The organism is Lysobacter sp. M15 (genome assembly GCF_022662515.1).
Taxonomy (GTDB): Bacteria; Pseudomonadota; Gammaproteobacteria; order Xanthomonadales; family Xanthomonadaceae; genus JAKPBU01.
In genome coordinates this window covers 105688-129820 of sequence record NZ_JAKPBV010000005.1, presented here as the reverse complement: position 1 = coordinate 129820, position 24133 = coordinate 105688, and the positions used below count along the sequence as shown (strand labels likewise).

Here is a 24133-nt window from a genome sequence, read left to right as displayed (position 1 = left end):
AGGGAAACTTGCGTCTCCCTTCCCAGGACTGCATCAGGAGGCGCGATAGTTCGGCGGTTCCTTGGTGATCTGCACGTCGTGCACGTGGCTTTCGCGCTGCCCTGCGCCGGTGATCTTCACGAACTGCGGCTTGGTGCGCATGTCCTCGATCGTCGCGCAGCCCACGTAGCCCATGGTGGCGCGCAGGCCGCCGGCCAGCTGGTGGACGACGCCCGCCAACGAGCCTCGGTACGGCACGCGTCCTTCGATGCCTTCGGGCACCAGCTTGTCGGCGTCGCTCGCGTCCTGGAAGTAGCGGTCCTTGGACCCCTTCTCCATCGCCCCCAGCGAACCCATGCCGCGGTAGCTCTTGTAGCTGCGTCCCTGGAACAGTTCGGTTTCGCCCGGGCTTTCTTCGGTGCCGGCGAACAGGCCCCCGATCATCACCGTGGACGCGCCGGCGGCAATCGCCTTGCCGATGTCGCCCGAATAGCGGATGCCGCCGTCGGCGATCAGCGGAATGCGGTCCTGCAGCGCCTCGGCCACCATCGACACCGCGGTCACCTGCGGCACGCCGACGCCGGCGACCACCCGCGTGGTGCAGATCGATCCGGGGCCGACGCCGACCTTCACCGCGTCGGCGCCGGCATCCATCAGCGCCAGCGCTGCATCGCCGGTGACGATGTTGCCGCCGATCACCTGCAATTGCGGGAAGGCCTTCTTCGCCCATGCGACGCGGTCGATCACGCCCTGCGCATGGCCATGCGCCGTGTCGACGATGATCACGTCCACGCCTGCGGCGGCCAGCGCCTCGATCCGCTGATCGGTGTCGCCGCCGACGCCCACCGCGGCGCCCACCAGCAGGCGTTCGCTGCTGTCGTAGGCGGCGTTGGGGTTGTCGGACTTCTTCTGGATATCCTTCACCGTGATCAGGCCGCGCAGCGCGAACTCGTCGTTCACCACCAGTACCTTCTCGATCCGGTGCTTGTGCAGCAGGCCGATCACCTCGTCGTCCGCAGCGCCCTCGCGCACGGTCACCAGGCGATCCTTCTTGGTCATGATGTGGCGGACCGGATCGTCGAGCTTCTTCTCGAACCGCATGTCGCGCCCGGTGACGATGCCGACCAGCTGCCCGGCATCGTCCACTACCGGCACGCCGGAGATGTTGCGGGCGCGGGTGAGCTTGAGCACCTCGCCGATGGTGGTGTCGGGGCCGACGGTGAACGGTTCGCGGATGACCCCGGCCTCGAACTTCTTGACCCGGGCCACTTCAGCCGCCTGGCGTTCGACCGACAGGTTCTTGTGCAGGATGCCGATGCCGCCGAGCTGGGCCATGGCCACGGCCAGGCGCGCTTCGGTCACGGTGTCCATGGCGGCCGAGATGATCGGCAGGTTCAGGCGCAAGCCGCGGGTCAGCCGGGTGGCAAGGGAAACGTCCTTGGGCAGGACAGTCGAATGCGCGGGGACGAGGGAGACGTCGTCGAAGGTGAGTGCTTCAGCCTGGATGCGGAGCATCGGCAAACCCGAATGTGGGGAAGCGCGTCATTGTAACGGTTTTCCCGCCTCTCCCGCTTGTGGAAGAGGGTCATAGGGTGTGCCCTTGGCGCACCGCTTCGACCACCCCGGCATGCTGATGTGCCTGGGACGGTGCGCCGGGGCGCACCCTATGCGGAATCTGCCGCCTCTGCGGCTTCCAGCGTGTTCTGCATCAGCGTTGCGACAGTCATTGGCCCCACCCCGCCCGGCACCGGGGTAATCCAGCTGGCACGCCGGGCAGCCGCGTCGAAGCCCACATCGCCGACCAGGCGGCCGTCCTCGAGCCGGTTGATGCCGACATCGATCACCACCGCGCCCGGCTTCACCCAGTCGCCGGGGATCAGCCCAGGCCTGCCGACCGCGACCACCAGGATGTCGGCCTCGCCGACGTGCCGCTTCAGCACATCGGCCGGAGTGAACTTGTGGCAGCTGGTCACGGTGCAGCCGGCGATCAGCAGTTCCAGCGCCATCGGCCGGCCGACGTGGTTGGACACGCCGACGATCGTCGCGCTCTGCCCACGCACAGGCCGATCGGTCCACGCCAGCAGCGTGGTGATCCCGCGCGGCGTGCACGGACGCAGGCCGAACTCGCGCAGGGCCAGATGGCCGACGTTTTCGGGGTGGAACCCATCCACATCCTTGCCCGGGTCGATCCGCTGGATCAGGCGGCTGGCGTCGGGGATGCCCGGCAGCGGCAGCTGGATCAGGATGCCGTGCACGGCCGGGTCGTGGTTGAGCCGGTTGATTAACTCCAGCAGCTCGGATTCGCTCGTGTCCCTGGGCAGATCGAAGTCGAAGGCCTCGATGCCCACCTTTTGCGCAGCACGGCGCTTGTTGCGCACGTAGGACTGCGAGGCCGGATCCTGTCCCACCAGCACCACCGCCAGGCCCGGTCGCGACCTGCCGGCAGCCACCCGCGCGTCGACCTGGGTCTTGAGGTCGTCGAGCAGTTCATCGGCGATGCGGCGGCCGTCGAGGATGCGTGCGGTCATGGGGGACTTCGCTGGGGAGATGCGTATTGTCCCCGATTCGACAGGCGATGTAGGCATCGCTGTGGCGCTCCTACAATGCCAGCGAAGGAGAACCCGCCATGTCCGAAGCCAATACCGAACTCGAAGCCGCCACCTTCCGCCGCCTGCGCGAGCATCTGATGCACGAGCGGCCGGACGTGCAGAACATCGACCTGATGATCCTGGCCGGGTTCTGCCGCAATTGCCTGGCCGACTGGTACCGTGAGGCGGCCGCCGAACGCGGCATTGTCATGGACCGCGACGCCGCCCGCGAGCTGATCTATGGCGAGCCGTTCGCACAGTGGAAAACCCGGCACCAGCGCGAGGCAACTCCGGAGCAACTGGCCGCCTTCGAGGCGGCGCAGGCACGGCACGCGCCGTAAGCGGCGCCGCCCGCTGGCTTACGGCGTTTGCGATGCCGGAGCGTTCACCGGGCAACGCGCAATTCCCGAACCCACCGTGCAGTTGACGCAGCATTGCTGCGCGGGGGCCGACGGCACCTGCTTGCCGGGGTCCGGATCCGGCGTCTGGACCGGGGCCGGCGCGCCGCCGGCCGGGCAGCGCGGAATCCCGGAGCCGACGACGCAATTCACGCAGCACTGCTGGGCCGACGCACGCGGCAGCACCTGGCTCGGCGGCGGCACATAAGGTGGCGGCAGCGTGGCCAGCTGCGCGGCCGGACGCAGCTTGAGCAGCACCGACCAGTCCTGGCGGTTGGCATTGCAGCCCGCCGGGATATCGGGCGCGCATGGCAGGTCGCTCATGGTGCGCATCGGCAAGTCGGAGAAATAACCGTTGGGCGCCAGACGCAACATGCGCAGGGTGACCGCCTGGGCCACGTTCCCGCCGACCAGGTAGGCCAGGTTGCCGGCGCGCGTCCCCACCACGATGTCGCAATGCATGTTCAGCCCTTCCCCGTTCGCGGAGCTGAGCAGGGTCGCCAGGTCGCCGAAACCATAGACGCGCGAGGAGACCCGCACGTAGCACAGCAAGTCCCCCGGCGCCGGTTTGGACGCACGCGGATCGCTGATCTGATACGCGCTCTGGGTCGGGTTGCGGTAGGCGTCGCGCACGTAGTTCACATGGCTGGGCGAGCCGTTGAAGCCGGGCACGCCGGCCCGGCGCATCACCCAGGACACAAACGCCGCCGACCACGGCGTATCGATCACGAACGCCCTGCACGAGGGCGAGGGATAACGCGAGGTATTCGCATAGGCACATTCGCTGGCGCCGGGGCGACCGTAGGCCTGCGGCAACAGACCGCTGTCGTTCCAGTAGATCGCCACCTGCTGCCAGGCTTCGACGCTGTTCGCCAGCGCGCTGGCTTCGGCCTCGTAGATGCTCACGCCGTTGACCTTGCCATCGGCATCGATGAACGGCGCGTACCAGTTCTGGTTGGCCTCGCACGCCCAGGCGGCGATGCGCGTGGCCACGTCTGGCGCGTTCTTCTGGTTGCGCAGCAGCGGGCACGGATCGGCCGCGAACAGCGGGGATGCGAACAGGCACAGCACAAGCAGCAACAGCAGGCGACGCATCGTCATTCCGTGGCGAAGGGCGGCACAGGTTACCCGAAGCGATGCGCCGGCCGTTGACGCGGCGCGCACGTCACGTTGCCACGGCACCCGCGCAGAACGCGGCATAGTCGATATAGCCAGGAAAGACCACATGCGGCGCGCAGACCGGGCAGTCCGGATCGGGTGCCAGCCGGGTCTCGCGGAAGCGCATGCTCAGAGCGTCGAAATGCAGCAGGCGTCCGCTCAGCGGTTCGCCGATCCCAAGCAGCAGCTTGATCGCCTCGGTGGCCTGCAGCAGGCCCACGACCCCAGGCAACACGCCGAGCACGCCGGCCTCGGCGCAGTTCGGCGCGGCCTCGGGCGGCGGCGGCTCGGGGAACAGACAGCGGTAGCACGGCGCCTGGCCGCGGTGGCGCCCGGCATCGAAGACGCCCAGCTGCCCTTCGAACCGGTGCACCGCGCCGTACACCAGCGGAATCCCCAGCTTCACGCAGGCATCGTTGAGCAGGTAGCGCGCCGGGAAGTTGTCGGCACCATCGATCACGACATCGACTCCGGCGAGCAGGTGCTCGACGTTGTCCGCCTGTAATCGTGCCTGTACGGCTTCGACCCGGGTGCGGGGATTGAGCGCGGCAAGCCGGACCTGCGCCGAGTCCACTTTCGGGACCCCGATGTCGGCATCGACGTGCAGGATCTGGCGCTGCAGGTTGCTGCGTTCGACCAGATCGTTGTCCACCAGGCGCAGGTGCCCGACGCCAGCGGCGGCCAGGTAGAACGCCGCGGGCGAGCCCAGTCCGCCCGCACCGAGCACCAGCACACGCGCCGCTTCGAGCCGGCGTTGGCCTTGAGCACCAATTTGCGGCAACAGCAGATGGCGCGCGTAGCGTTCGTGGAAATCGTGATCGATATCCGGAGCAGGCGCGCTCACCGGAAGGCCAACCGCGCTCCACTGGTTCATGCCGCCGTGCACCGAGGACACCTGCAGATAACCCACGCGCTGCAGCACCTCCGCGGCGAGCAGCGAGCGGCCACCGGCCTGGCAGATGAGCACGATCGGCCGGCTGCGGTCGGGAAAGTGGCGGTCCGGATCGCGCTCGAGTTCGGCCCGGGGAATGGCCAGGGCACCTTCGGCCATGCCCTGCGCGTGCTCGTGCGCCTCGCGCACGTCCACCAGCGCGGCGCCATGCTCGGCGAGCTGGCGCGCTTCGCGCGGACTGATCTGCGGGACGCTCATGCGAACACCTCTGGGCTAATAGGGCAGCACTTCGACCGCCTCGCCGGCGGCGAACAGGCATTCGCCCTCGGGCAATACGATCAGTGCGTCGCTGTCGGCCGCCCCGCGCATGCGGTGCGAGCCGTCGGCAGGGTTGGGTTCCACTTCCAGCAGGCCGTCGCGGTTCGAACGCAGGCGGCCGCGCAGGAATTCGAGACGCTCGTGACGCTTGTTCCACGGCCCGGAAAGGCGCGCCCACAGCCGCGGACGCGGCTCGGCCCTGCCCTGCAGACCGTCGATGAGAGTACGCCCCAGCGCGAGCCATGTGGCGAGTACCGACACCGGATTGCCGGGCAGACCCAGGAACGCGCCCTGACCGAGCTCGCCGAACAGCAGCGGCATCCCGGGCCGCATCCGCACTTTCCAGAAGCGCACCCGGCCTTCGTGCTGGAGGAGCTCGGGAATATGGTCTTTCTCGCCTGCAGACACCGCGCCGCAGGTGATGACGAGATCGAAGCTGGACGCGGCATCGCGGAGCATCGCGGCGATCCTGCCGGGCTCGTCGGGAAGCGTCGGCCATGCCGTGGGTTCCAGACCATCCGCGCGTAGCAGGCCCATCAGCAGCTCGCGGTTGGAGTTGTAGATCTGGCCCGGCGCCAGCGGCAGGCCCGGTTCGACCAGCTCGTCGCCGGTGGTGAATACGGCCACGGTCGGCCGCTGCGAGACCTGCACGTCGGCGATGCCAAGCGCAGCTGCCAGCGCGATACGCGCCGGTGTGAGCACCTGTCCCGCCGCCAGCACGGTATCGCCCGTGCCGACGTCTTCGCCTGCGCGGCGCACGTGCTGTCCGGGCCGCGGCGGCACGGGCACGATCACCTCGCCGTTTTGCAGGGATGTGTTCTCTTTCATCACCACCGTGTCGCTGCCCGCGGGCATCGGCGCGCCGGTGGTGATCCGGACGCACTCGCCGGCGCCGACCACCAGGTCGAGCGCAGGACCGGCGAACTGCTCCCCGACCAGGCGCAGCCGTGTCTGCCCTGCCGACAGATCGGCATGCCGCAGTGCGAAGCCATCCATCGCGCTGTTGTCGAAAGCCGGCAGCGGCAATGCCGCCGCGATGTCCTCGGCCAGGATCCGGCCGTGCGCACGCGCCAGCGCCTGGCGCTCCACCGACAGCCGCCGAGCCGCAGCGACGTGGCGAACAATCGCCTCGGCCTCATCGAAACCGATACGACTGGGAAATGGCAGGGAGTCGGCGCTCATGGGTGATCGATGCCGGCGGCGGCGAGATCCGCCGGAGTGTTGAGGTTACCCAAGCGCACGCCCGGCAACCGGACCAGGCGCATCTGCAGCCGGGCCTGCAGGGCCTGCACGGCGTAGTCGCCCGATGCGATCGCGCTCGCAAGCCCACGGCGCAAGTCGGCGACCCGCCACAGCGCCACGAGCGGCTGCGCGCCATTGTCGTCCTCGGCATACGCGCCCGTCCCCGCACCACCTGCCGCCAGCAAGCTGGGGAGCAGGCAGTCGTTGATATCGACCAGGTCCACCGGGATCGTCAGCAGCCAGGGGGTCGTGCAGGCCTGCGCAAGCGCGTCGATTCCACCCATCGGACCGATGTCCTGCTCGCGGTCGGCGATGGCGCGCAGGCCTGCGGCTGCATGGCGCTGCAGGTCACGATTGGCGCTGACGACGACCTCCACGACCTGCGGCCGGAACCGCTCGCTGAGACGCAGCACCTGCGACAGGCCCTCGCGCTGGAGCCAGGCCTTGTCGACCCCGCCCAGGCGCGTCGCACGTCCGCCGGCGAGGATGCCGAGAGTGACCTCGGCCATGATCGGAGCACTTGGCATGATCGGGCATTGTAGGTCGGGGCGATGGCCCCCGACGCTCCGGTTCGGGCATCCGCGCACGGCGCGGCCTGCGCTCACCCCCGCTTCTTGACGTGCCGCAGCAGACGCTTCTTGCGCGCGACCTGGCGGTCGGTGAGCACGTTCTTCTTGTCCTTGTACGGGTTGTCGCCTTCCTTGAAGATGAAACGCACCGGCGTGCCGACCAGCTTGAAGCGCTTGCGAAAGAAGTTTTCCAGATAGCGCTTGTAGCTATCGGACAAGGTACGCAGACGCGTGCCATGGACGATGAAGGTCGGCGGGTTCTCGCCGCCCGGATGGGCGAAGCGCAGCTTGGGAACATGGCCCCGCACCACGGATGGCGGATTGGCCTCGTAGGCCGCCTCGATGGCCTGCGTGACCTCGCTGGTGCTGAACTTGCGGGTCGCCGAAGCGTACGCGCGGTGCACCGCGCGAAAGAGCTCGCGCAGCCCCGACCCATGCAGCGCCGAGATCCGGACTGCTTCGGCCCAGTCGACGAATGCGAGCTTGCGCGAGAGCAGCGCCTCGGCCTGCTGGCGCTCGTAGTCGCTGCGGCCATCCCACTTGTTCACGGCGATCACCAGCGCGCGCCCCGAGTCGAGCACCGCGCCAAGCACGCTGGCGTCCTGTTCGGTCACGCCCTCGGTGGCGTCGAGCATGATCACCGCGACGTGGCACTGCTCGATCGCCTGCAGCGTCTTGATGATCGAAAAGGTCTCGACCGCTTCTTCCACCTTCGACTTGCGTCGGATGCCGGCGGTATCGACCAGCCGGTACTTGCGGCCGTCGCGCTCGAGGTCGACCGCGATCGAATCCCGGGTGGTTCCGGCGACTTCGGACGCAATCATCCGTTCCTCGCCGAGGATCCGGTTCACCAATGTGGACTTGCCGACGTTCGGGCGGCCGACGAACGCGATGCGCACCCGTCCGGGATCGTCGTCCAGGAGTTCGGCATCGCCATCTTCGGGCAGGCGTTGGACGGCGTGACCGACCAGTTCATCGATGCCGCGCTTGTGCGCGGACGACACTGCAAGCACGTCACGGAACCCGAAGCGGGCGAATTCGGCCAGCGCGGCCTGCGCATCGATGCCATCGGTCTTGTTGACCGTCAGCAACACCGGCGTGTCCACCTTGCGCAGCCAGGCCAGGATTTCCTCGTCGAGCGCGCTCGGGCCTTCGCGTCCGTCGACCACGAACAGGATCAGGTCGGCTTCCTCCGCCGCGGCCCGTGCCTGGCGCGCGGTGGCGCCCGCGAGGCCTTCTTCCTGGCCCGCGATGCCCCCGGTATCGACCAGGACGAACGGGTGCGCTTCGTCGTAACGGCAGACGCCGTAGTTTCGATCGCGGGTCACCCCGGGCTGGTCGTGGACCAACGCATCGCGCGTGCGGGTCAGCGCATTGAACAGGGTCGACTTACCGACATTGGGACGGCCGACCAGGGCGACGAGAGGCAACATCGGATCAGGATAAGCGCCGGAGGGAGGGGAAAAACATCGCCCCGGACAGCGCGGCCGCCCGGGGCGTGGAAAGCGATCGGGATTGGCGCCGGGCGACCGGACGCGTTCTTACTGGACGCGATAGGCGCTGAGTTCGCCTTCCACGTCCTGAACGACCAGCACGCCGTCGGGGGATACCTCCGGGGTGGATCGCAAGGTTTCGCCACCGGCGCGGATGCGCGCGGCGAGCGCGCCGTCCTCGAGCCGGAGCCAGTGCAGGTACCCGTCGTAATCGCCCACCACGGCATAGTTGCCCTGCACCGTGGCCGAGGTGAGGTTGCGGCGGGCAAGCGCGCCCTGCTGCCACATCCCGCCGCCGGTTGTCTTGTCCAAGCCCCACACCACGCCATTGCGGTCCGACACGGCCAGTCTGTCGCTGCCGACGCCGACGCGTCCCGGGCCGCCACTGTCGCTCGACCAGAGCACCCGGCCACTGGGGCCCTCGATCGCCACGGTCTTGCCCTTGTAGCTCGTCGCATACAGCACCGCGCCGTCCAGGATCGGACCGCCGTCGACATCGGCCATGCGGTCGAGTTCCGTGCGGCCGTCGGGAGCCGCCACCTGCGCGTCCCACAGCGGCCGGCCATCGGCCAGCGACAGGGCGGTCACCGTCCCGTCGTCGTTGCCGACGAACACGTACCCAGGACCCAGCGTGACACTGGCGATGCCGCGTACGGTGAGGGTGGGTTGCTCGTGGGTCCAGAACCAGCGCTGTTCGCCGGTTGCGGCGTCGAAAGCGGTCACTCGGCCGTCGTTGCTGTGCACGACCACCATGCCCTGTCCGATTGCGGGCGCCGCGATCACTTCATTGCCCACCTTGGCCTTCCACTTCTCGGCCCCGCTGGCCGCATCGAGGGCGATCACGTCGCCCTCCAGGCTCCCCACCGCGACCAGCCCATCGCCGGCTCCCGGTCCGCCCGAAAGCGGCAGCTCGGAAGCGTAGTGCCATGCCACCGCGCCCGACTGCAGATCGAACGCGCGCACGCCGCCTTCCACCGCAGCCGCGTACACCCGGCCGTCCGCGATCGCAGGCCCCTGGCGCGCTGCGATCCGGCGCTCGCCCTTGCCCGCTTTGGCGGACCACAACCTGCTGACCGAAGCGGTAGCGGTGAACTCGGTGAGCTCGGCCGGCTCCGAGGCCTTCTTCTTTTCGTCGTCGCCTCCGAACCAGCCCTTGATGGTGCTGCAGCCGGCCATGGCCATCACCGCGGCGAGAAGCAGGGCGAAGCGCGGAAAGTGGGACGTACGCGTGCGGTCGGCGCGCCGACCCGATGCGGGGGAAGTCATCAAGCTCAGGCCTCGGGTTTTGCGGAGGTGTCCGCGGCGGAGCCGCCGACTTCGGATAGCTTCAGTTCCAGCAGGCGGCGCTGCGGCGAGGCCTCATCGGTCGTCGAGAGCGCCTTGCGATAGCTGGCCCGCGCCGCGTCCGGCTTGCCGGCGGCGAATTCGGCGTCGCCACGCGTTTCAAGCGCACCGGCACCGGATGCGTTGGCGAGCAGCGCCAGCGCTTCCTGGGGTTTGCCCGCGTCGATCAGCAGCCGCGCCAGGCGCTGCTCCAGCACGGGATCGAGGCTGCCACTACCGTTGCGCGCCGCGCGCAGGGTGGCGATGGCCGCATCGCGCTGCCCCAGATCGGCCTGGCTCTTGGCCAGCGCCATCGCGGCGAGCGTGCCGTAGGCGGTTCCATCAAGTGCAGAAACCTGCGCCTGCGCCTTCGCCTTGGATGGATCGCCGCCTTCGAGCGACTTGAGGACGGACTGGTAGCGCTCGCCGGCCTGTGCGCGCTGCTGATGCTGCTGCTTTTGCCACCACTGCCAGCCACCGATGGCCGCCAGGCCCAACAGGATCCCGCCGAGAATGCCGCCGCCGTTGCTTCGCAGCCAGCTGCGGACGCGTTCGCCTTGTTCGTGCTCGTCGAGCAGTTCGTCTATCGCCATACGATGCAATTCGGTAGTCGGCGCCGGAGGCACCTGGGGAGGGAGTTCGGAACAAGGGCCCTGACCCGGCGCCGCCGGGTGATGCCTTACTCGGCTGGAGGCGCGAGCGAACCGTCGGAGGATACCGCAAACCGCGCGACGCTCGCCCGCAGGTACGGGGCCAGATCCTGAACGTCGCCTTCATGTAGCACGCGTACAGCAGTCGCATTGCCAAGCTTGACCCGAGTCACCTCGCCCGCCCGATAGCTGCGTTGTTCTCCGGCCTTGAGCAGGCCGGACTCCACCACCTGCCCGTCGGCACCGCGGATTTCCACCCAGCTGTCGCCCTGGAACTGCAGCGACAAGGCGGCGGCGGCCGGACGCGTCGGGAGGGGCGTCAGCGAAGCCCGCAGCATCGGCGCAGCGGGTTTGCGCGGAGCGGATTCATTGCGCGCTGGCCGCGGGTCGGCGGGCGCATCGAGTGGCGTCGCCTCGCGCGCGACCTGCTCGATCTGTGGCCTAGTCGCGACCCAGATCGGCACCAGTAGCGCCAGAGTGAGCACGATGTACACCGCGCGTCGCGAGGCCTGTTCGGCGACCCGCTGCATTCGCGGCGTATAGGTGCGCGGCGTGAGCTCGGTGGCCACCACGGGCGCCAGTTCCGACACCTGCACCACCTGGTCGACCGGGAGCCCCAGCAGCCGCGCGTAGCTGCGCAGCTGCCCGCGCACGAACACCGGAGCGCCGAGACGGCCCCAGTCTTCCGCCTCGAGCGAGAGGACGACCCGGGCCGGCATCTTCAGCTGTTGGCCGACATCGGCCACGCTGAGACCGGCCGCTTCGCGCGCGCTGCGCAGGCGCGCACCGATGCCATGCTCGGGGAACTGCGTATCGTTGCCTGAGGTCATTGCTCGCCCGTCTCCCCCGACCGCACCGCCTCTTGCGACGATTGTGCGGTCATTTGCTGCGTATAGCGCGCAGCCGCCTGATTATCGCCCAGTTTCTGCTCGATTTGCGAAGCCAGCTGCAGAATCTCCTTCGTCGGCGGCGCCGCTGCAAGGCGGCGCTCGCTGAAGGCGCGGGCTTCGAGGTATCGACCCGCGCGATATGCGCTGCGAGCCATCGCGGCCAGCGCGGTGGCGTTGGTGGGATCCTGGGCCAGTGCCATGCGCAGGTCGCGCTCGGCGCGAGCGTCCTGGCCGGCGTCGAGAGCGCAGGCACCGGCGTTGGCGTGCGCCGACGCCGTCGATGCATAGGACGGATCGGCGAGTGCCCGGTCGAACCACGCCAGCGATTCGCCCGCGCGTCCGTTGCCGCATAGCCAGGCACCATAGTTGTTGAGCACCCCGCCGCGCGTGGGCTCAAGCTCCGCTGCCTGGGCGTAATAGCCGCCGGCCTGCGCGGCCTGGCCACGCTCGTCGGCGAGAACCGCCAGGATCGTGTAGGCGTCGGGCGATTTCGGATCGGCCTTGAGCGCCGCCCGGGCTTCGGTTTCGGCTTCTGCCAGCTGCCCCGCCCGCAGCCGCTGTTCGGCCAGCGTCACCCGGTCGCGGGCCGTCTGCCCCCCATGACGCGCCTTGCTGTCCGGACGGACGTCGTAATCCGGTGCGACCTGGCGATAATCCTTGCGTGACACATCCGGCCGCATGAAGGTGAACTTGCGGCTCATGCTCGCGCAGCCGCCCGTAGCCAGCACGGCAACCAGGGCAAGGACTGCAGCGCTACGCAGCCGCATCATCGATGCCCTTGTCTTGCAGGCTCTTGCGGAACTGGGCCTGGCGACGGGTGCGATCCATGACCTGGCCCTTGAGCTGGCCGCAGGCCGCGTCGATGTCGTCTCCGCGGGTGCGACGCACGGTGGTCAGCACGCGTGCCACCTGCAGCTGCTTCTGAAACGCGAGGATGGTCGCCTCGTCCGAGCGCTCGAAGCGGGTGCCCGGGAACGGGTTGAACGGAATCAGGTTGACCTTGGCCGCGTCCTTCATCTGCAGGGCGTTATCGAACTGGCGCATCAGCTTTGCGAGTTGGCGCGCGTGTTCCGGCTGGTCGTTGACGCCCTTCATCAGCGTGTATTCGAAGGTGATCGAGGTCCCGCGCTTGCGCAGGGCGTAGCGCTTGGCAGACTCCATAAGTTCGGCAATCGGATATTTCTTGTTCAAGGGAACGAGTTCGCTGCGCAGCGCGTCGTTCGGCGCATGCAGGGAAATGGCGAGAGATACGTCGCTAACCTCGCCCAGCCGATCGATCATCGGCACCATGCCGGCGGTCGACAGGGTCACCCGTTTGTTGGCCAGCCCGTAGCCCAGGTCGTCGCGCATGATGCTCATCGCGCGCACCACGTTGTCGAAGTTCGCCAGCGGCTCGCCCATCCCCATCATCACCACGTTGGTGAGCCTGCGGCGCTGGTGCGGCAGGTTGCCCAGATGCCTGGCCGCCACCCACACCTGGCCGATGATCTCGGCCGTGCTCAGGTTGCGGTTGAATCCCTGGGTCGCGGTGGAGCAGAACTGGCAGTTGAGCGCGCACCCCACCTGCGAAGACACGCACAGGGTGCCGCGGCCATCGGCCGGAATGAACACCGTCTCGATAGCGTTCTTCGGGTCCATGCCGAGCAGCCACTTGTGGGTGCCATCGGTGGAAGCCTTGTCGAAGATGACCTCCGGCACCCGCACTTCCGCATGCTCCTGCAGCTTGGCGCGCAGCGCCTTGCCCAGGTCGGTCATGCCGTCGAAGTCGGTGACATAGCGGTGATGGATCCACTTCATCACCTGGTGGGCGCGGTAGCGCTTCTCGCCGAGTACCTGCTCGAAGAAATCTTCGAGCGCGACGCGGTCGAAGTCGAACAGGTTGGTCTTGGAAGCAGGAACTAGCGAGGAGGAACTAGAAACGAGTTCATCACTCGCAGCTCCCGCCTTCACTAGTTCCTCGTTCCTTTTCACTATGTTCCTCGCTTCAGCGGCCGTAGACGTCCGTCGCCGGGAAGAAGTACGCGATCTCGATCGCGGCGTTCTCCAGCGAATCGGAACCGTGCACCGCATTGGCGTCGATGCTGTCCGCAAAATCCGCGCGGATGGTGCCGGCGGCGGCTTCCTTGGGGTTGGTCGCGCCCATCAGTTCGCGGTTCTTGAGCACCGCGCCCTCGCCTTCGAGCACCTGCACCATCACCGGGCCGGAAATCATGAAGTTCACCAGCGCGTTGAAGAACGGACGCTCGCGGTGCACGGCATAGAAGCCTTCGGCTTCCTGCTTCGACAGATGCTTCATTTTCGCGGCGACGACCTTCAGGCCGGCCTTTTCGAAACGCGAATAGATCTCGCCGATGACGTTCTTGGCGACGGCATCGGGCTTGACGATCGACAGGGTGCGCTCCAGCGCCATGTGGAATTTCTCCGGTCAGGCGGGCCCCAGGACCTGACGCTCCGCGTCAGGTTCGGGCCCGAGGATAACAGATGGGAATGAGAAAAACCCGCGTGTGGACGCGGGTTTAGCCGACAAGGCTACGGTAATTCTAACGGATTGCTGACGTCGCTTGCACGCCGCCAGGGAGGACAGGATTGACCGCAAGGCGACCCCGGACGTACGATCAAACAATCGTTTGAAGCATGCGCTTGGAGCCCTGCCGATGTCGACCACCCAGTTTTCCACCAAGGACCGGATCCTCGGAGCTGCAGAAGAACTGTTCGCCCAGCAGGGTTTCGCCGGCACCTCGCTGCGCGAGGTGACCAGCCGGGCAGACGTGAATATCGCCGCGGTCAACTACCACTTCGGCAGCAAGGAGAACCTGGTCAACGAGGTCTTCCGCCGGCGCATGGACGAGATGAGCGCGCAGCGCATGGCCGCCCTGAAAACCGCCTGCGAGCAGTATCCCGGCGCGCTGGAGCCGGTGCTGGCGGCCTTCGTCGAGCCCGCCCTTGCCCTGGCCCAGGACCGCCACGGCGGTGGCGCCTTCATCCGGGTCATCGCCCGCGCCTATGCCGAAAAAAACGAGTCGCTGCGCAAGTTCCTATCCGACCAGTACGGCCACGTGCTGCGCGAGTTCGCCAAGGCCATCGGCGCTTGCGTGCCGGAACTTGGCAAGGAAGAGCTGTACTGGCGACTCGATTTCCTGTCCGGATCGCTGACCTACGCGATGGCCGACTTCGGGCTCATCAAGCGCCCGTCCGGGGTGAGCGAAGCGGCGCACCGCGAGCGCGCCGCGCGTGCCCTGATCCGCTTTGCCGCTGCCGGCTTCCGTGCTGAAACTGCTTAATTATTCAAGGTCTTAAACAACATGTCTGAGAAATTGCTTGTCCGCCGCGCCGCGGTGCTGGGCGCCGGGGTCATGGGCGCGCAGATTGCCGCCCAATTGACCAACGCGGGCGTGGATACGGTCCTGTTCGACCTGGCGGCGAAGGACGGGGATCCCGATGGTGTGGTCCTGAAGGCGATCGCGAACCTGGCCAAGCTCTCGCCCGCGCCGCTGGCCAGCAAAACCCTGGCCGAAGGGATCACGCCCGCCAACTACGAGACCGGGCTTGCGGCCCTCGAGGGCTGCGATCTGATCATCGAGGCCATTGCCGAGCGGATGGACTGGAAGCAGGACCTGTACCGCCGCATCGCTCCGCACGTCCCCGCCCATGCCGTGCTTGCCAGCAACACCTCGGGCTTGGGGATCAATGCTTTGGCGGAGGTTCTTCCGGAAGAACTGCGTCATCGCTTTTGCGGCGTGCACTTCTTCAACCCGCCGCGCTATATGCACCTGGCCGAGCTCATCCCGGCCCGGACCACGGAGCCGGCGCTGCTTGCGGCCCTGGAAGCCTTTCTCACCACCCAACTGGGCAAGGGCGTGGTGCAGGCCAAGGACACGCCGAACTTCATCGGCAACCGGATCGGCGTGTTCTCGATCCTGGCCACGATCCATCACACCACCGAGTTCGGCCTGGGGTTCGATGAGGTCGATGCCCTCACCGGCCCGCTGATCGGCCGGCCCAAATCCGCGACATTCCGAACCTCCGACGTGGTCGGTCTGGACACGATGGCCCATGTCATCAGGACCATGGCCGACACCCTGCCGCACGATCCATGGCACGCCTATTTCAAGGCGCCCAAGTGGCTCGAGGCGCTGATCGCAAAGGGCGCACTCGGGCAGAAGGCCGGGGCCGGCATCTTCCGTAAGCAGGGCAAGGACATCCTGGTGCTGGACCTGAAGGCGCAGGATTACCGAGCCGCGACGGCGACGGCGGACCCGGAGATCGTCGAGATTCTCAAGCTCAGGAATCCGGCGGAGAAGTTCGCACGCCTGCGCGCGAGCCAGCATCCGCAGGCGCAATTCCTGTGGTCGGTATTCAGGGATTTGTTCCATTACTGCGCGTATCAGCTTGAATCCATTGCCGAAACGGCCCGCGATGTCGACTTCGCCATTCGCTGGGGCTATGGCTGGACGCAGGGTCCGTTCGAGACCTGGCAGGCCGCCGGCTGGAAACAGGTGGCGGACTGGATCGCCGAGGACATCGTCGCCGGCAAGGCCATGAGCCCCGCGCCGCTGCCCGACTGGGTGTTCGATGGACGCGAGGGCGTGCACGGCGCCGAAGGCAGCTACAGCCCCGGCAAGGATGCCAAGCTGCCGCGCTCGGCCTTGCCGGTCTACAGGCGCCAGCGCTTCCCGGACCCGCTGCTGGGCGAGCGATTCGATCCTGGCGAGACCGTGTTCGAGAACGACGGCGTGCGGATGTGGGCCGACCCGGGCGACGAGGTGGCCGTGGTCTCGTTCAAGACCAAGCTGCACACGGTCAACGATCAGGTGTTGTCCGGCCTGCAGGAAGCCATTGGCATCGCCGAGCGCAAGTTCGCCGCCCTGGTGCTGTGGCAGCCGAAGGAGCCCTTCTCCGCCGGCGCCGATCTCGCCGGCGCACTGGGCCTGCTGCAAGCCGGCAACCTGTCCGGTTTCGAGGCGATGGTCGCCGACTTCCAGGCCACCAGCCAGCGGATCAAGTATGCGCTGGTGCCGGTGGTCGCCGCGGTGCGCGGGCTGGCGCTGGGCGGCGGCTGCGAATTCCAGATGCACTCCGCGCGCAGCGTGGCGCATCTGGAGAGCTACGTCGGCCTGGTGGAAGCCGGTGTCGGCCTGCTGCCCGCCGGCGGGGGCCTGAAGGAACTGGCCGTACGCGCAGCGCACGCGGCTGGCCCGGCCGGAGACGTGTTCGCCGAGCTCAAGAAGACCTTCGAGACCGTGGCGATGGGCAAGGTTTCGACATCCGCTGTCGAGGCGAAGGAGCTCGGGCTGCTGCGCGGCGAGGACATCGTCGCGTTCAACGCCTTCGAGCTGCTGCATATCGCCAAGGCGCAGGCGCGCGCCATGGCCGAGCGCGGCTACCGCCCGCCCCTGCCTGCGCGCCATATCCAGGTCGCGGGCGATGTCGGCATCGCCACCTTCCGCATGCTCCTGGTCAACATGCTCGAAGGGCGTTTCATCAGTGAGTACGACAACGAAATCGCCACCCGCATCGCCACGGTGTTGTGCGGCGGCAAGGTCGACCGCGGCTCGCTGGTGGACGAAGCGTGGCTGCTCAGGCTGGAACGCGAGCATTTCGTCGAGCTCGCACAACAGCCCAAGACCCAGGAGCGCATCGCGCACATGCTCAAGACCGGCAAGCCGCTGAGGAACTGAGATGACCAGCCTGCGGCTGTTGTAAACCGCTTCGGGATCGGGGGTTGGGGATTCGCAAGCGCGAACTCCTGCCGCTTCCCTTCAAATATCGCCGGCTGGAAGGAACGTTCTGGAAGGAGGAATCGCTTCTGCGAATCCCCGATCCCGAATCCCTAATCCCCGGCTTTCGGAGAAAGTCATGAAACAAATCCAGGACGCCTACATCGTTGCTGCCACCCGCACCCCGGTCGGCAAGGCGCCGCGCGGCGTATTCCGCAATACTCGGCCGGACGACATGCTCGCGCACGTGCTGCGCAGCGTCGTGGCGCAGGCGCCGGGGATCGACCTGACGCGCATCGAGGATGCCGTCATCGGCTGCGCCATGCCCGAAGGCGAGCAAGGCATGAACGTGGCGCGCATCGGCGTGCTGCTGGCGGGGCTGCCCGATACCGTCGCGGCACAGACCATCAACCGGTTCTGTTCCTCCGGCCTGCAGGCGGTCGCCCTGGCGGCCAACGAAATCCGCCTCGGCAACGCCGACCTGGTCCTGGCTGGTGGCACCGAATCGATGTCAATGGTGCCGATGATGGGCAACAAGGTCGCCCTGTCGCCCTCGGTGTTCGAGGACGACCATGTCGCGATCGCCTATGGCATGGGCATCACCGCCGAAAAGGTGGCCGAGGAATGGAAGGTCTCCCGCGATGAGCAGGATGCCTTCGCCCTCGCCTCGCATCAGAAGGCGATTGCCGCGATCCATGCGGGCGAGTTCAAGGACGAGATTTCGCCCTACGAGGTGATGTCGCACGCGCCGGATCTCACGGGCAACACCGTGCAGCTGAAGAAGCGCGTGGTCGACAACGACGAGGGACCGCGCCCCGATACATCGCTCGAAGGCCTGGCCAGGCTGCGCCCGGTGTTCCGCAACGCGCAGTTCGGCGGCAGCGTCACCGCGGGCAATTCCTCGCAGATGAGCGATGGCGCCGCGGCCGTCCTGCTGGCCTCGGAGCAGGCGGTCAAGGATTACGGGCTCACGCCGCTGGCGCGCTTCGTCAGCTTCTCGGTGGCCGGGGTGCGTCCGGAAGTGATGGGCATCGGCCCGATCGCCGCGATCCCCAAGGCACTCAAGCAGGCCGGCCTGAATCGCGATCAGCTCGACTGGATCGAACTCAACGAGGCATTCGCGGCGCAGGCGCTGGCCGTGATCAGAGACTCGGAGCTTGACCCGGGCAAGGTCAATCCGCTCGGCGGCGCGATCGCACTGGGACATCCGCTCGGCGCCACCGGCGCGGTGCGCACCGCGACGATCGTGCACGGGCTGCACAGGCGCAAGCAGAAGTACGGGATGGTCACCATGTGCATCGGCACAGGCATGGGTGCTGCGGGCATCTTCGAGGCGCTCTGAGGCAGAAGCGGCCGGCCGGGGCCACGGCGCGCGTGCGCTGCGGCGCGTCGTGATGTCACCGCAGGCGATTTGCCTCGCGGCGCGGCGCCGCGGCGCGGTTACTTCAGGTCCTCGACACCGAGTTCGTCGAGCGCGCTCTGCATCACCTGTCGGGCCGCATCGCTGATCACCTCATGGTCGAGCGCGTAACGGATCGTCGCTTCGACCAGACCGATATGGGTTCCGCAGTCGAAGCGCGTACCACGGAAGCGGAACGCCTCCACGGTTTCCCGCGACAACAGCTGTGCGATCGCATCGGTCAGCTGGATCTCCCCGCCTGCCCCGCGTCCGGTGTGCTCCAGCAGGTCGAAGATGGCCGGATTGAGCACGTAGCGACCGACCACCGCCAAGGTGCTCGGCGCATCCTCCGGGCTCGGCTTCTCCACGATCTCTCGGATCCTTCCGGCGCGTCCGTCGAATCCTTCGGTGGCGACGATGCCGTAGCTGCTGGTTTGATCCCGTGGCACATCCTGCACGGCGATCACGCTTCCACCGGTCTGCCCTGCCCGATCGACCATCTGCTTCAACGCCCCATCGCCGCTGCTCCAGATCAGATCGTCGGGAAGCAGCACGGCGAAGGGGTTGTCGCCCACGATCGGCTTGGCGCACAACACCGCATGGCCTAGCCCAAGCGCCTCGGCCTGGGTGACGAAAACGGCGCGCACGCCATCGGGCAGGATCTTGCGCACCAATGCGAGCTGTTCATGCTTGCCCGCGCGTTCGAGCTTGTGCTCCAGTTCGTACGCCTTGTCGAAATAGTCGGCGATCGCATGCTTGTAACGGTTGGTGACGAACACCAGCGTATCGCAGCCGGCTTCGATCGCCTCGTCGACCGCGTACTGGATCAGCGGACGGTCGATGACCGGCAGCATCTCCTTCGGTACCGTCTTGGTCGCGGGCAGAAAGCGCGTCCCCAATCCCGCGACCGGGAAGACGGCATGGCGGATGCGCGCTCGCACGCGTGCGGTCTTGTTTGTATCGGGCATCAGATCTTCCGTGCGTGGCGGGCAGGAAACGCTACCACCGTACCGCCGTTCGACTCACGCACCTCATTCATTGGCAGGAACTCCGGCACGGACTCGCGCAGAGTCAGGGCCAGCTCCTCCAGATCATAACGCGCAACCGCATCGCGCAGACGGACATTGGCTGCGTGGATGCGCTCGCCGACGATTTCACGCGCTTCGGCCTGGAGGATCTTGGGATGCGACGTCGGACGATAGCGTTCGTCGGCATGGAACAGCGTTTCATGCAGCTTTTCCCCGGCGCGCAGGCCGGTATAGACGATGGCGATATCCCGCTCGGGCTGCTTGCCCGCGAGCCGGATCATCTGCTCGGCCAGCATGCGGATCGAAACCGGTTCGCCCATATCGAGGGTATAGATCGCATGTTGCGAGCCGGTGGAGGAAGCCTGCAGGATCAACTGACATGCTTCGGGGATGGTCATGAAATAACGCGTGACCTCCGCATCCGTGACCGTGACCGGACCACCGCTGCGGATCTGTTCGCGGAACAGCGGCACCACGCTACCGGCCGAATCGAGCACGTTGCCGAAGCGCACGGTGACGGTGCGGGTCGCGCAGTCCTCCGCCTGGGCCTGGCATACCATCTCGGCGAGACGCTTGGTAGCACCGAGCACGTTGACCGGGTCGACCGCCTTGTCGGTGGAAATCAGCACGAACGTACCCACGCCGGCTTCCCGGCTGGCCGCGGCGACGGTCTCGGTGGCCAGCACGTTGTTTCGAATCGCTTCCCGAAGCTGTGCTTCCAGCAGCGGAACCTGCTTGTAGGCGGCAGCGTGGAATACCGCATCGGGCGAGGAGCGCCCCATCGCGAACCGCATCACCGCGGCATCGCCGCAATCCCCGAGGATCGGCACGCACTGCACCTGCGGGAAGTCGCGCCGCAGTTCCGCCTCGGTCGTGGTCAGGGCCAGCTCGTCGATTTCCACCAAGGTGATCTGGCGGGCGCCGTGGCGGGCGCACTGTCGGCAGAGTTCGGCCCCGATCGAGCCGCCGGCACCGGTCACCAGCACGCTGCGACCGCCGAGCCACCCGCGGATGGCCTTCCAGTCCGGCGTCACCGGCTTGCGTCCAAGCAGGTCCTCGATCGCGACTTCCTTCAGCTCGCCCGGCAGGGAGCGTCCTTCGAGCAGATCGTCGAGCCTCGGTACGGTGCGGAACGGCAAGCCGGTGCGTTCGCAGGCGTTCACCACCCGACGCATCGCCGCCGCGTCGAGCGAGGGCATCGCGATCACGAGCAGCTTCGCCGCGGTCTCTGGTGCGATCCGTTCGACGTCTTCGATTTTCCCCAGGACCGGCACTCCCTGCAGCTGGCTCCCACGTAGCTTGGCGGCATCGTCCAGGAAGCCCACGGGCTGATATGAGCCGGCACGGCGCAGGTCGCGTACCAGGGTCTCGCCGGCCCGGCCGGCGCCGAGAATCAATACCCGCAGCGCAGCCTTGTCGGTCCGGTTGAGCGATTGGTCCTTCCAGCTGCGGTACAGCAGCCTCGGCATCCCCAGCAGCGCGGTCAACACCACGGGGTAAAGCACCAGCACGCTGCGCGGTACCGGGTCAAGACGGTTGTACAGGAACAGCGCGAGCACGACCGCCAGCAGGCCATAGAGGCTGGCCTTGAAGATATTGATCAGGTCGGGAACGCTGGCGAAGCGCCAGATGCCGCGATACAGGCCAACCTGCCAGAACACCAGGCCCTGGGCCGCCAGAACCAGCAGGATCTCGGCCGACAAATAGGGCAGTACGGGGGCATTGGGCTGGATCGCGTAGCGGAACTGGTGGAGGCCGTACCAGGCCAGCCAGACCATCAACAGGTCATGGGCAACAACAGCCGCCCTTGGGAATCCGACGCGGGCAAGGTCCTTCCAGCCGCTCATCCAGTCACTACTCCTTTCGAGGAACGCGTGGCGACGCGCATCGACCACATCCAGGTACCGGTCCCCAGCAGGTACCACGTACAAACGGCGAGCATGATAGTCGTCGCGTCACTGAAACGCATCCACCACCCTATTCCGCCTGCCGCCAGCGTCCAGCCGGCATAGAGATACGTGACGCGTCTGTGGCCCTGCCAATGGCGCGCCAGCCGCTGGTAGAGGTGCTGCACATGGGGCGTCCACCAACGCTCGCCACGGACGATGCGCGCCCCCAGGGTCAAGGTGGCGTCAAGGAGGAAAGCGGATAGCGGCAGCAAGACCCATAGCTGCGCCGGGCCTCCACGGAACCCCAGGGCCACCAGGGCCGCCAGTGCGTAGCCCAGAGCGCCACTTCCCACATCGCCCAGGAAGATGCGCGCACGCGGGAAATTGAACGGCAGGAAGCCGGCACAAGCCGATGCCAGCGCCCAGGCGACCCACACTGCGGGGCTGCCTGCCGGCGCCGCCAGCGCGAAAAGCAGGGCCACCAGCAGTGCCTGGCTTGCCGCCAGGCCGTCGATGCCGTCCATGAAGTTCCAGACATTGACCAAGACCATGGTCAGCGCAAACACGTACAGCGAGGCCGCGAGCCCGCCCCCGGCGATGATGCTGGCCAGAGCAAGCAACAGGGCCGCCACCGCATGGGTGGCCAACCGCGGCCACGGCGAGAGCGGGCGATGGTCGTCGATCCACCCGATCACGGAGACCAGCAGCAGGCCGCCGGCAACCGCCAGCAGCTGGGGCAGCCATGCCGGAACCCTCAACATCAGGGCGGCAAGCGCCACCAGCATCGCCAGGACGATCGCGATACCTCCGCCACGTGGAGTGGCGACCTCATGGCTGCGCCGCTCCCCCGGCTCATCCACCAGCCGGCGCGCCAGGGCATAGCGCCGCGCCAGCCATGTTCCGGCCAGGACGATGGCGAGATGCAGCAGGATCCAGCCGCTCAGCCCTGCCGGCATCCGCTCACACCACCGCGTAGTTCAACAGCGGTTTCACCGTGGCCCATTCCTTGCAACTCGGGCACTGCCAGTGATGGCTGCGCGCGCCGAAACCACAGCGGGTGCAGCGATAGCTCGGGTTGCGCACCAGCAATTGGTCGGTGATGTGCTTGAGATCCTGCAGGGTGGTGGTCGGATCGGCCTGTTCGGCCAGCGTAAGATCGATCAGGGCCGCTTCGCCGCGGACCGATGGACGGTCCTTGAGTTGCTGGGCCAGGTAGGCACGGGCCGCCGAGACCCCGTCTTCGTTCTCGACCAGCCTGGCGAGCGCCAGCACCGGTGAAATGCCGCGGTAGTGCTCGCTCATCTCGGAAAGAAAGGCGCGCGCTCCCGAGTTGTCGCCCACGCGCGCGTACGCAGCCAGGAGCGGCGGAAGTATTTCGGGAAGGTAGTCCGCGTCGTGCCGTGCGGCACGTTCGAACGCACGGATCGCCGAGGCGTCGTTGCCTGCCTCGAGGTCGATACGGCCCTCGATCATGCCCGCCCGCACCGAGGCCGAGTCGGCCTGGTAGGCACGCGCCACGGCCGCGCGCGCGCCTTCGATGTCGCCATTGCTGCGCAGTCTCTCGGCCAACTCGCACTCGAACTGGCCGATCAGCTTGCCCATGGGCTCGCCGGTGGCGGCCTCGTAGCGGGTCGCGTTCTCGATCGCCTTGGGCCAATCGCGTTCGGCCTGGTAGATACCGATCAGATGACGCAATGCCTGCGGCGCGCGCTGGTCGATCTTGGCGAGGTCGCTGAAGACGGTCTCAGCGCGATCAAGCAGTCCGGATCGCATGTAGTCCTCGCCCAGCGCAAGCATCGCCTGGACCTTCTGTGCGTCGCTGAGGTCGGAGCGCTGCACCAGCGCCTGGTGCAGGCGGATCGCACGATCGACCTCACCGCGACGCCGGAACAGATGCCCGAGCGCCACCTGGGTCTCGAAGGTTTCCTTGTCGAGTTCCGCGATGTGCAGGAACAACTCGATCGCCTTGTCGGGCTGTTCGTTGAGCAGGTAGTTCAGGCCGCGGAAGTACGTGGTCGAAAGCTTGCTGACCTGGCTGTCGCTGTGACGTTCGCCACCACGCCGGCCGATCACCCAGCCGAACAGCGCCGCGCTCGGCAGCAGCAGGACCCACCAGAACCATTCGTTGAGGAATGCCATCGGTCTCGCCGTCGATCGCCGCCGCCCCGGTTGGAGGGACTTTGCGAAGTGCTTCTGGAATCGCCGAAGCTTAACCGAAGCCGGGTAGCGCCCGCAGGCTCGCCACTATTCCTCGTCTTCGAGCGGCATCACGCTGCTGACCCGTTCGCGCAGTTCCTTGCCGGGCTTGAAATGCGGCACGTGCTTGCCGCGCAGCGGCACGGCGTCGCCGGTCTTGGGATTGCGCCCGGTGCGGGCGGGCCGGTAGTGCAGGGAAAAACTGCCGAAGCCGCGGATCTCGATCCGCTCGCCGCTGGCCAGCGCACTGCCCATCATGTCGAGCAGAGCCTTCACTCCGAGGTCGACGTCGTCGGCCTTGAGATGCCCCTGGCGCGCAGTGAGGACTTCGATCAGTTCGGATTTGGTCATCGCGGATCCATCGGCCGAAACGGACGGCGCCCCGGGATCCGGAGCGCCGCCGC

General features: G+C 67.2%; 22 protein-coding genes. 4 read left to right on the top strand and 18 right to left on the bottom strand.

What is annotated here, in order from left to right; all coding sequences use genetic code 11:
* Positions 1 to 33 precede the first annotated feature (33 nt).
* Together guaB and folD are read right to left on the bottom strand one after the other, a co-directional pair.
* Positions 34 to 1494 carry an IMP dehydrogenase gene (guaB, locus tag MC380_RS04175; RefSeq protein WP_242103898.1) on the bottom strand — a complete coding sequence of 487 codons (1461 nt, stop codon included), beginning with the start codon at positions 1492 to 1494 and terminating at the stop codon, positions 34 to 36.
* A 149-nt stretch (positions 1495 to 1643) separates the two neighbouring features.
* Positions 1644 to 2507, bottom strand: a complete 864-nt coding sequence (folD, locus tag MC380_RS04170) for a bifunctional methylenetetrahydrofolate dehydrogenase/methenyltetrahydrofolate cyclohydrolase FolD (protein ID WP_242163207.1) — start codon at positions 2505 to 2507, stop codon at positions 1644 to 1646.
* Positions 2508 to 2605: 98 nt separating this feature from the next.
* Here folD and MC380_RS04165 point away from each other — a divergent pair, with 98 nt between their 5' ends.
* Complete coding sequence (locus MC380_RS04165) at positions 2606 to 2908, top strand: DUF1244 domain-containing protein (protein ID WP_242163205.1); 303 nt, start codon at positions 2606 to 2608, stop codon at positions 2906 to 2908.
* 18 nt (positions 2909 to 2926) lie between these two features.
* Here the strand turns inward: MC380_RS04165 and MC380_RS04160 are convergent, their stop codons facing one another.
* The 11 genes from MC380_RS04160 to ndk all read right to left on the bottom strand — a co-directional run bounded on the left by MC380_RS04160 (position 2927) and on the right by ndk (position 13910).
* Positions 2927 to 4060, bottom strand: coding sequence for a DUF2272 domain-containing protein (locus MC380_RS04160; protein WP_242103901.1), 1134 nt, complete (start codon positions 4058 to 4060; stop codon positions 2927 to 2929).
* A 70-nt stretch (positions 4061 to 4130) separates the two neighbouring features.
* Entirely contained in the window at positions 4131 to 5273 is a 1143-nt protein-coding gene (gene moeB / locus MC380_RS04155; protein WP_242103902.1) for a molybdopterin-synthase adenylyltransferase MoeB, read from the bottom strand.
* A gap of 15 nt (positions 5274 to 5288) precedes the next feature.
* Positions 5289 to 6515: a gephyrin-like molybdotransferase Glp gene (gene glp / locus MC380_RS04150; RefSeq protein ID WP_242163203.1), complete on the bottom strand. Its 1227-nt coding sequence runs from the start codon at positions 6513 to 6515 to the stop codon at positions 5289 to 5291.
* On the bottom strand, positions 6512 to 7084 hold the full coding sequence (locus MC380_RS04145; RefSeq protein WP_242163201.1) for a molybdenum cofactor guanylyltransferase: 573 nt from the start codon (positions 7082 to 7084) through the stop codon (positions 6512 to 6514). The genes glp and MC380_RS04145 overlap by 4 nt, the downstream gene beginning before the upstream one ends.
* A 92-nt stretch (positions 7085 to 7176) precedes the next feature.
* Positions 7177 to 8577, bottom strand: coding sequence for a ribosome biogenesis GTPase Der (gene der, locus MC380_RS04140; RefSeq protein WP_242163199.1), 1401 nt, complete (start codon positions 8575 to 8577; stop codon positions 7177 to 7179).
* 108 nt (positions 8578 to 8685) lie between these two features.
* A complete protein-coding gene (gene bamB, locus MC380_RS04135) occupies positions 8686 to 9903 on the bottom strand; it encodes an outer membrane protein assembly factor BamB (RefSeq protein WP_277929855.1) in 1218 nt (405 codons plus the stop codon).
* A gap of 5 nt (positions 9904 to 9908) precedes the next feature.
* Positions 9909 to 10553: a tetratricopeptide repeat protein gene (locus MC380_RS04130; protein ID WP_242163197.1), complete on the bottom strand. Its 645-nt coding sequence runs from the start codon at positions 10551 to 10553 to the stop codon at positions 9909 to 9911.
* Between the two features lie 86 nt (positions 10554 to 10639).
* Complete coding sequence (locus tag MC380_RS04125) at positions 10640 to 11440, bottom strand: helix-turn-helix domain-containing protein (RefSeq protein ID WP_242103907.1); 801 nt, start codon at positions 11438 to 11440, stop codon at positions 10640 to 10642.
* Positions 11437 to 12267, bottom strand: a complete 831-nt coding sequence (gene pilW, locus MC380_RS04120; protein WP_242163426.1) for a type IV pilus biogenesis/stability protein PilW — start codon at positions 12265 to 12267, stop codon at positions 11437 to 11439. Before pilW ends, MC380_RS04125 begins: the two co-directional genes overlap by 4 nt.
* Positions 12254 to 13450 (bottom strand): 23S rRNA (adenine(2503)-C(2))-methyltransferase RlmN, encoded by a 1197-nt coding sequence (gene rlmN, locus MC380_RS04115; protein ID WP_343223527.1) that lies wholly within the window; start codon positions 13448 to 13450, stop codon positions 12254 to 12256. Before rlmN ends, pilW begins: the two co-directional genes overlap by 14 nt.
* A gap of 34 nt (positions 13451 to 13484) precedes the next feature.
* Positions 13485 to 13910, bottom strand: a complete 426-nt coding sequence (gene ndk / locus MC380_RS04110) for a nucleoside-diphosphate kinase (RefSeq protein WP_242103909.1) — start codon at positions 13908 to 13910, stop codon at positions 13485 to 13487.
* Between the two features lie 244 nt (positions 13911 to 14154).
* Here ndk and MC380_RS04105 point away from each other — a divergent pair, with 244 nt between their 5' ends.
* The 3 genes from MC380_RS04105 to MC380_RS04095 all read left to right on the top strand — a co-directional run bounded on the left by MC380_RS04105 (position 14155) and on the right by MC380_RS04095 (position 18559).
* Positions 14155 to 14781 carry a TetR family transcriptional regulator gene (locus MC380_RS04105; protein WP_242103910.1) on the top strand — a complete coding sequence of 209 codons (627 nt, stop codon included), beginning with the start codon at positions 14155 to 14157 and terminating at the stop codon, positions 14779 to 14781.
* A gap of 21 nt (positions 14782 to 14802) precedes the next feature.
* Positions 14803 to 17178 (top strand): 3-hydroxyacyl-CoA dehydrogenase/enoyl-CoA hydratase family protein, encoded by a 2376-nt coding sequence (locus MC380_RS04100; protein WP_242163195.1) that lies wholly within the window; start codon positions 14803 to 14805, stop codon positions 17176 to 17178.
* Positions 17179 to 17356: 178 nt separating this feature from the next.
* Complete coding sequence (locus MC380_RS04095) at positions 17357 to 18559, top strand: acetyl-CoA C-acyltransferase (RefSeq protein WP_242163193.1); 1203 nt, start codon at positions 17357 to 17359, stop codon at positions 18557 to 18559.
* Positions 18560 to 18657: 98 nt separating this feature from the next.
* Here MC380_RS04095 and galU read toward each other — a convergent pair whose 3' ends face one another.
* From galU to MC380_RS04070, 5 genes are all read right to left on the bottom strand, one after another.
* Complete coding sequence (galU, locus tag MC380_RS04090; protein WP_242163424.1) at positions 18658 to 19557, bottom strand: UTP--glucose-1-phosphate uridylyltransferase GalU; 900 nt, start codon at positions 19555 to 19557, stop codon at positions 18658 to 18660.
* A 26-nt stretch (positions 19558 to 19583) separates the two neighbouring features.
* Positions 19584 to 21491: a nucleoside-diphosphate sugar epimerase/dehydratase gene (locus MC380_RS04085; RefSeq protein ID WP_242103914.1), complete on the bottom strand. Its 1908-nt coding sequence runs from the start codon at positions 21489 to 21491 to the stop codon at positions 19584 to 19586.
* Positions 21488 to 22489: a hypothetical protein gene (locus MC380_RS04080; RefSeq protein ID WP_242163191.1), complete on the bottom strand. Its 1002-nt coding sequence runs from the start codon at positions 22487 to 22489 to the stop codon at positions 21488 to 21490. The genes MC380_RS04085 and MC380_RS04080 overlap by 4 nt, the downstream gene beginning before the upstream one ends.
* Before the next feature lie 4 nt (positions 22490 to 22493).
* A complete protein-coding gene (gene lapB, locus MC380_RS04075) occupies positions 22494 to 23672 on the bottom strand; it encodes a lipopolysaccharide assembly protein LapB (RefSeq protein ID WP_242103916.1) in 1179 nt (392 codons plus the stop codon).
* A 105-nt stretch (positions 23673 to 23777) separates the two neighbouring features.
* The gene (locus MC380_RS04070; RefSeq protein WP_242103917.1) at positions 23778 to 24080 is read right to left on the bottom strand and encodes an integration host factor subunit beta; all 303 of its coding nucleotides are present in this window, start codon (positions 24078 to 24080) and stop codon (positions 23778 to 23780) included.
* Positions 24081 to 24133 lie beyond the last annotated feature (53 nt).

What these genes read in the sequence shown, in the direction of transcription:
- folD (WP_242163207.1), bottom strand. Translation starts at nt 2,507, where the DNA reads ATGACCGCACGCATCCTCGACGGCCGCCGCATCGCCGATGAACTGCTC.
- guaB (WP_242103898.1), bottom strand. Translation starts at nt 1,494, where the DNA reads ATGCTCCGCATCCAGGCTGAAGCACTCACCTTCGACGACGTCTCCCTC.
- MC380_RS04165 (WP_242163205.1), top strand. Translation starts at nt 2,606, where the DNA reads ATGTCCGAAGCCAATACCGAACTCGAAGCCGCCACCTTCCGCCGCCTG.
- bamB (WP_277929855.1), bottom strand. Translation starts at nt 9,903, where the DNA reads ATGACTTCCCCCGCATCGGGTCGGCGCGCCGACCGCACGCGTACGTCC.
- MC380_RS04085 (WP_242103914.1), bottom strand. Translation starts at nt 21,491, where the DNA reads ATGAGCGGCTGGAAGGACCTTGCCCGCGTCGGATTCCCAAGGGCGGCT.
- glp (WP_242163203.1), bottom strand. Translation starts at nt 6,515, where the DNA reads ATGAGCGCCGACTCCCTGCCATTTCCCAGTCGTATCGGTTTCGATGAG.
- moeB (WP_242103902.1), bottom strand. Translation starts at nt 5,273, where the DNA reads ATGAGCGTCCCGCAGATCAGTCCGCGCGAAGCGCGCCAGCTCGCCGAG.
- MC380_RS04100 (WP_242163195.1), top strand. Translation starts at nt 14,803, where the DNA reads ATGTCTGAGAAATTGCTTGTCCGCCGCGCCGCGGTGCTGGGCGCCGGG.
- MC380_RS04130 (WP_242163197.1), bottom strand. Translation starts at nt 10,553, where the DNA reads ATGGCGATAGACGAACTGCTCGACGAGCACGAACAAGGCGAACGCGTC.
- MC380_RS04160 (WP_242103901.1), bottom strand. Translation starts at nt 4,060, where the DNA reads ATGCGTCGCCTGCTGTTGCTGCTTGTGCTGTGCCTGTTCGCATCCCCG.
- MC380_RS04145 (WP_242163201.1), bottom strand. Translation starts at nt 7,084, where the DNA reads ATGGCCGAGGTCACTCTCGGCATCCTCGCCGGCGGACGTGCGACGCGC.
- MC380_RS04105 (WP_242103910.1), top strand. Translation starts at nt 14,155, where the DNA reads ATGTCGACCACCCAGTTTTCCACCAAGGACCGGATCCTCGGAGCTGCA.
- MC380_RS04080 (WP_242163191.1), bottom strand. Translation starts at nt 22,489, where the DNA reads ATGCCGGCAGGGCTGAGCGGCTGGATCCTGCTGCATCTCGCCATCGTC.
- ndk (WP_242103909.1), bottom strand. Translation starts at nt 13,910, where the DNA reads ATGGCGCTGGAGCGCACCCTGTCGATCGTCAAGCCCGATGCCGTCGCC.
- der (WP_242163199.1), bottom strand. Translation starts at nt 8,577, where the DNA reads ATGTTGCCTCTCGTCGCCCTGGTCGGCCGTCCCAATGTCGGTAAGTCG.
- MC380_RS04125 (WP_242103907.1), bottom strand. Translation starts at nt 11,440, where the DNA reads ATGACCTCAGGCAACGATACGCAGTTCCCCGAGCATGGCATCGGTGCG.
- lapB (WP_242103916.1), bottom strand. Translation starts at nt 23,672, where the DNA reads ATGGCATTCCTCAACGAATGGTTCTGGTGGGTCCTGCTGCTGCCGAGC.
- pilW (WP_242163426.1), bottom strand. Translation starts at nt 12,267, where the DNA reads ATGCGGCTGCGTAGCGCTGCAGTCCTTGCCCTGGTTGCCGTGCTGGCT.
- MC380_RS04070 (WP_242103917.1), bottom strand. Translation starts at nt 24,080, where the DNA reads ATGACCAAATCCGAACTGATCGAAGTCCTCACTGCGCGCCAGGGGCAT.
- MC380_RS04095 (WP_242163193.1), top strand. Translation starts at nt 17,357, where the DNA reads ATGAAACAAATCCAGGACGCCTACATCGTTGCTGCCACCCGCACCCCG.